We start from the raw sequence: 782 nt of genomic DNA on the forward strand, positions 1-782 counted from the left end.
ACGACGCTGGCCGATTCCAACGCCGACCTCGCGGTGGACCTGCGCGCCCAGATCCGGGAGCAGCTACGCAGCGGCGCGAGCGAGACCGCCGTGAAGGACTTCCTCGTGCAGCGCTATGGCGACTTCGTGCTCTACGACCCGCCGGTGCGGCCCTTGACGTGGCTGCTGTGGTTCGGGCCGGCCCTGCTGGTACTCGGCACCGCCGTGGTCGTGGTGCGGGCGAGGCGGCGGCATCGGGCCGTGTTTCGTCCTCGCACCGATCCGCCGGAATTGGCTGATCTAGTTGCGCCACCGGGGCGGTCCCGCTGGGTAGTCGCCGCCTCGCTGGCCCTGCTGCCGGGCGGGGCGATGCTGCTCTACCTCCACCTCGGCAACCCCGGCATGGTCCGCGCAGCCTGGGCCAGCACGCCGGCCACGCTGCCGGCTGGCGATGGGCACACCGTAGACATGCAGCAAATCGACGCCATGGTGTCCCGGCTGGCCCTGCGCCTGCGGCAGGAGCCGGGCGATGCCAACGGCTGGTACATGCTGGCGAGGTCTTATACGGCGCTGGAACGGTTTGACGACGCGGCGGCGGCCTACGCGAAGGCCGTGGCGCTGGTGCCGGATGCGGCGGCGCTGCGGGCCGACTATGCCGATGCGCTGGCCAGCGCGGCTGGGGGGCAACTGGAGGGCGCGCCAATGGAGCAGGTGCGCGCGGCACTGGCGCTGGATGGGGATGAGCCGAAGGCGCTGGCGCTGGCGGGGACAGATGCGGCTGAGCGGGGGGCGCTGCCTGAGGC

At 72.3% G+C, this 782-nt stretch carries 1 protein-coding gene; it reads left to right on the forward strand.

The features are described 5' to 3' along the window. The coding region (locus AB4Z27_RS29200; protein WP_441646005.1) for a cytochrome c-type biogenesis protein CcmH at window positions 1-782 on the forward strand (782 nt) is incomplete at both ends.

Origin of the sequence: Cupriavidus sp. KB_39 (assembly GCF_052114485.1) — a bacterium.
In the GTDB taxonomy this organism is placed as follows: domain Bacteria; phylum Pseudomonadota; class Gammaproteobacteria; order Burkholderiales; family Burkholderiaceae; genus Cupriavidus.